This window comes from Actinoplanes sp. NPDC048791, from assembly GCF_040650095.1.
GTDB lineage: Bacteria > Actinomycetota > Actinomycetes > Mycobacteriales > Micromonosporaceae > Actinoplanes.
This window is the reverse complement of the sequence record NZ_JBEZGQ010000619.1, coordinates 1-5,151: the sequence shown is the minus strand read 5'-3', so window position 1 is coordinate 5,151 and position 5,151 is coordinate 1. Positions and strand designations below refer to the sequence as shown.

At 72.6% G+C, this 5,151-nt stretch carries 4 protein-coding genes and 1 pseudogene; all 5 read left to right on the top strand.

From position 1 onward, the window contains the following. The coding region (locus AB0C29_RS32805) for a DUF5691 domain-containing protein (RefSeq protein WP_360828454.1) at positions 1–1,169 on the top strand (1,169 nt) is incomplete at its 5' end. 91 nt (positions 1,170–1,260) lie between these two features. Next, on the top strand, positions 1,261–2,322 hold the full coding sequence (locus AB0C29_RS32800; RefSeq protein WP_360828451.1) for an AAA family ATPase: 1,062 nt from the start codon (positions 1,261–1,263) through the stop codon (positions 2,320–2,322). Then, positions 2,315–2,647, top strand: a pseudogene (locus AB0C29_RS32795) (DUF5682 family protein); the annotation flags it as partial. The gene AB0C29_RS32800 and the pseudogene AB0C29_RS32795, both read left to right, overlap by 8 nt. Before the next feature lie 46 nt (positions 2,648–2,693). Then, the gene (locus tag AB0C29_RS32790; RefSeq protein ID WP_360828460.1) at positions 2,694–2,990 is read left to right on the top strand and encodes a hypothetical protein; all 297 of its coding nucleotides are present in this window, start codon (positions 2,694–2,696) and stop codon (positions 2,988–2,990) included. Between the two features lie 350 nt (positions 2,991–3,340). Then, positions 3,341–5,151, top strand: a 1,811-nt coding sequence (locus AB0C29_RS32785; RefSeq protein ID WP_360828457.1) for a DUF5682 family protein, incomplete at its 3' end; no start/stop codon positions are given.

Sequence of the window (5,151 nt, the reverse complement as noted above, 5' to 3'; positions counted from 1 at the left end):
ACGTGCCGCCCGAGACGCTGCCGGCGCTGCTGGACGCGGGCCGGCGCAACGCGGCGATCCGCCCCGCGCTCGGCCAGGTGGCGGGCAATCGTGGCGCCTGGCTGGCCGGGATGCGGCCCGACTGGCGGTGGCTGCGCGACGAGGCTCCCGCGGCCGGGGTGCCCAGCGATCCGGAGGTGTGGGAGACCGGCACGGCGGGCGAACGGCTCGCGTACCTGTCGCGGCTGCGCGCCACCGATCCGGCCGCCGCGCTGGCTCTGTTGCAGAGCACCTGGCCGACGGAGGCGCCCGACGACCGTGCCCGTTTCGTGGCCGCTCTCGACACCGGCCTGTCCCTCGCCGACGACGCCTTCCTGGAGCAGGCGCTCGACGACCGCCGCAAGGAGGTCCGCGAGACCGCCCTCGACCTGCTGCAACGACTTCCCGGATCAGCGCTGGCCCAACGGATGTCGGTGCGGGCGCACGAGGCGGTGCGCTGGGAAGGCCGGCTCGTCGTCACCCCGCCCGCGGAGCTGACGCCGGAGCTGCGGCGCGACGGAGTGTCGGCCCAGCCGGCGCGCGGCACGGGAGTGCAGGCCTGGCTGCTGGAGGAGGTCATCGCCGGCACGCCGCTGAGGACCTGGACCACCACCTTCGACCGCAGCCCCGCCGCGGTCGTGGCACTGGCCCGCGGCCACGACTGGGAGACGCCGCTGCTGCACGGCTGGGCCAAGGCCGCCATCGTCCAGGCCGAGTCCGAATGGGCCACCGCACTCGTCTTCAACGACACCGGGGAAGGCGCGGCCAAGCTGCGCGAAGCCGTGCGCTGGGATCTGCACCTGCTGTTGCCACCGGCCGACCTGGCCCGGATCGCCGCCGACTTCCTGCGCCGCGAGGACCACCTGGCCCACCGGCTGCTCGCGGTGCACCCGGGCGAATGGCCGGAGGAGCTGGCCGTCGCGGTGGTGGAGACGATCGCCCACCGCGCCCGGACGGACAAGCACAGCTGGCAGCTGGCGGAGCTGTGCCGGGCGGCCGCGCTGGCCATGCCGCCCCGGTATGCGGTGCCGGTGGCGCGGCTGGCCGAGGAGCTCGATCAGCAGCAGGGCGACGTGTCCCGGGTCCGGCCGGTGGCGGACCTGGCCCGGACCCTCGACTTCCGCTACGAGATGCTCCAGGAGCTGCGCTGACCGGCCCATCCTGTCCGGCCCATCTTGTCGGGGGGCCTGAGTAACGTTCCCGGCATCACCCATCGCCCGCAGGGACACACAGGGAGCCCGAGTGACCGCACTGCGACCGCACGCCGAGGACCAGTATGCCGAGGAGCTGGCCCTGCTCGCCACGACGGACGAGCGCCCGCGCCCGCCCGGCTGGCGGCTGTCGCCGCAGGCGGTGGTGACCTACCTGCTCGGCGACGGCGCCAAGATCACCCCGAAGTACGTGGGGCCGCGCCGGCTGATCGAGGTCGCGGTGTCCACCCTGGTCACCGACCGTGCGCTGCTCTTGCTCGGCGTGCCCGGCACGGCCAAGACCTGGGTGTCCGAGCACCTGGCGGCCGCGATCTCGGGCGACTCGACCCTGCTGGTGCAGGGCACGGCCGGAACCGCCGAGGAGGCGATCCGGTACGGCTGGAACTACGCCCGCCTGATCGCCGAGGGCCCGTCCGAGGCGGCCCTGGTGCCCAGCCCGGTGATGCGGGCCATGCAGACCGGCACCATCGCCCGGCTGGAGGAGCTGACCCGCGTCCCGTCCGACGTGCAGGACGCCCTGATCACCGTGCTGTCGGAGAAGACCCTGCCGGTCCCGGAGCTCAACACGGAGGTCCAGGCCCAGCGTGGCTTCAACCTGATCGCCACGGCCAACGACCGCGACCGCGGGGTCAACGAGCTGTCCAGCGCGCTGCGCCGCCGCTTCAACACGGTGGTCCTGCCCGTGCCGGCGTCGGCCGACGAAGAGGTGGAGATCGTCGCCCGCCGGGTCGGCCAGCTCGGCAAGTCCCTGGACCTGCCCGAGGTCCCCACCGCCCTGGAGGAGATCCGCCGGGTCGTGACGATCTTCCGCGAGCTGCGCACCGGCCTCACCGAGGACGGCCGCACCAAACTGAAATCCCCCACCGGCACCCTGTCCCCGGCCGAAGCCATCTCGGTGATCACCAGCGGCATGGCCCTGGCCGCCCACTTCGGCGACGGCCACCTGCACCCCAGCGACGTGGCCGCCGGCATCGTGGGCGCAGTCATCAAGGACCCGGTCTCCGACAGCGTCGTCTGGCGCGAATACCTGGAAACAGTCGTCCGCGAACGCACCGACTGGCGAGACTTCTACCGAGCCGCCCGCGATGCCTGAACGGCTCTACGGCATCCGCCACCACGGCCCCGGCTCGGCCCGGGCGGTGGTGCAGGAGCTCGACCGCCAAAGCCCGGACATCATCCTGATCGAAGGCCCGCCGGAAGCGGACGACCTGGTCCGCTGGGTGGCCGACGCCGGCCTGGAACCACCGGTGGCGCTGCTGGGCTACGCGGCGGACAACCCGGGACGGGCGGCGTTCTGGCCGTTCGCGGTGTTCTCCCCGGAATGGCAGGCGATGCGGTGGGCGGCGGAGCGGGGGGTGCCGGTTCGGTTCTTCGATCTGCCTTATGCCTATCGGTTGACCGACAAGCTGACTCCGGATGCGCCGCCTTCGGCTGGGCCACCGCCCTCGGACCCGGCACCGCCGGATGCTGGGCAGCGTCCCGGCGCGGCACCGGCGGCCGGTGTTCCGCTTCCTGACCCTGCGCTACCAGGCAGTGATCCGCTTCCTGACCCCGCGCCAGCAAGCAGTGGTTCGCTTCCCGGCTCGGCACCGGCGGGCAGCGGTTCACTTCCTGACCCCGCGCCAGCAAGCAGTGAATCGCTTCCTGACCCCGCGCCAGCAGGCGGTGGTTCACTTCCCGGCGCGGCAACGCTGGGCGGTGCTCCGCGACCCGACCCCGCACCAGCAGGCGGCGCTTCGCTGCCCGACCCGGCACCGGTAGAACCACTTCTCGATCGAGCGCCCGCAGGCGCTGTAACACCCGCCGACCTGACGCCGATCGGCACCGACCCACTCACCGGCCAGACGCCCACGGGCGCCGACCTACTCCCCGATTCGGCATCGCCTGGCGCCGCACTCCCGCCGGATCCGCCGGCACTGCCGAGCACTGGCGCAGCACCAGCGGCGCCTCCAGACCTGGACCCCTCCAGCACGGAATCTGCGAGCACGCCGAGCGTTTCCCCGCGTCCCGCGAACCTGAAGTCTGCTGTGGACAGTGAGCATGAGATATCCGGCCAGACCGCTGGGGATGAGCCCGTCGTGCGGTTGCGGCCTGTTGATCCCATCGGAGAGTTGGCTGCCGCCGCCGGCTACGACGATCCTGAGCGGTGGTGGGAGGACGTCGTCGAGCATCGGGGGATGCCGGCGTTCGATGCCATTGCTGAGGCCATGACGGCCATCCGGGAGAACGCGCCCGAGGATCCCGAGGATCTCTTGCGGGAGGCCTACATGCGCACGGTGCTGCGGGAGGTGCGGCGCACCCACGAGAACATCGCCGTTGTCTGCGGGGCCTGGCATGTGCCCGCGCTCGCCCGGAAGGTCACCGCGCGCGAGGATGCCGCTCTGCTCAAGGGGCGGAAGAAGGCCAAGGTCGTCTTCACCTGGGTGCCCTGGACGTACGGGCGGCTCGCTTCCTGGTCCGGTTACGGCGCCGGGGTGCGGTCGCCGGGCTGGTACCACCACCTGTTCACCACCGGTGACGACGTGGTGCCGCGCTGGCTTGTTGATGCTGCTCACGTGCTTCGGGCCGAGGGTGTGCCCACCTCGTCCGCGCACGTCATCGAGGCCACCCGGCTGGCCGAGGCGTTGGCCGGTGTTCGCGGGCGGCCGTTGGCCGGGCTGGCCGAGGTGACCGAGGCGGCCGAGGCGGTCATGTGTGACGGCGAGCCGTTGCGGGTCGAGCTGATCGATCGGCGGCTGGTTGTCGGTGAGCGGCTCGGTGCGGTTCCTGATGCCATGCCCGCCGTACCGCTGGCCCGGGATCTTGCCGCCCAGCAGCGGTCCGTGCGGCTCAAGGCCGAGGCGCTCGAACGTGTTCTTGACCTTGACCTGCGCCGTGACATCGATCTGGCCCGCAGCCGGCTGCTGCACCGGCTGCGCGCGATCGGGGTGCCGTGGGGCGAGGCCGACACGACGCAGCGCGGCACCGGCACGTTCCGGGAGCAGTGGCGGCTGCGGTGGCTGCCCGACTTCGCCGTTCAGCTGGTCGAGGGCAGCATGTACGGCACCACCGTCGTCGCCGCAGCCACCACCAAGGTGACCGATGCGGCCCGTAAAGCGGCGTCGCTCGGTGACGTGACGGCGCTCGTCGAGGTGTGCCTGCTCGCCGACCTCGCGGACGCGTACCCGCCGGTGCTGGCCGCGCTCGACACCCGGGCCGCGCTCGACGCCGACATCAACCACCTGATGGCCGCCATTCCCGCCTTGGCCCGCACCCTGCGGTACGGCGACGTCCGGCGCACCGATGTCGCCGGGCTGGCCACCGTCACCGCCAGCCTGCTGACCCGGGTCTGCGCCGGGTTGCCCTCCGCCGTCGGCTCTCTGTCCGACGAGGCCGCGAAGGAGTTGCGGGCGCACATCGACGGTGTGCACTCCGCGGTGAGCCTGCTCGACGACGACGAGCTGCGTGACCGATGGCTGACCACATTGGAGTCCGCCTCGCGACGCGCGGATCTGCACGGGCTGCTCGCCGGACGGTTCACCCGGCTGCTGCTCGACGCCGGCCGGCTCGGGACCGCCGAGGTGCAGCGGCGGCTGCGGTTGCCGTTGACCGTCGGCACACCACCCGCGCACGGCGCCGCCTGGGTCGAGGGTTTCCTCGCCGGCGGTGGCCTGCTGCTCGTGCACGATGACGCGCTGCTCGAACTGCTCGACGGGTGGCTCGCCGACATCGCACCGGACGCGTTCAATGACGTTCTGCCGCTGCTGCGCCGTACCTTTGGGGCTTTTGCTGCGGGTGAGCGCCGCGCGATCGGTGAGCGCGTCGCCGACCCGGGCGGTGCCGGCGGCGCCGCCGGCGAGCCGCGGGTGGTGGACCACGACCGGGCGGCCCGGGTGGTGCCGACCGTGAGTGCGCTGCTGGGGCGGGAGGTCTCATGTCGGAA

What these genes read in the sequence shown, in the direction of transcription:
- AB0C29_RS32790 (WP_360828460.1), top strand. Translation starts at nt 2,694, where the DNA reads ATGCTGGGCAGCGTCCCGGCGCGGCACCGGCGGCCGGTGTTCCGCTTC.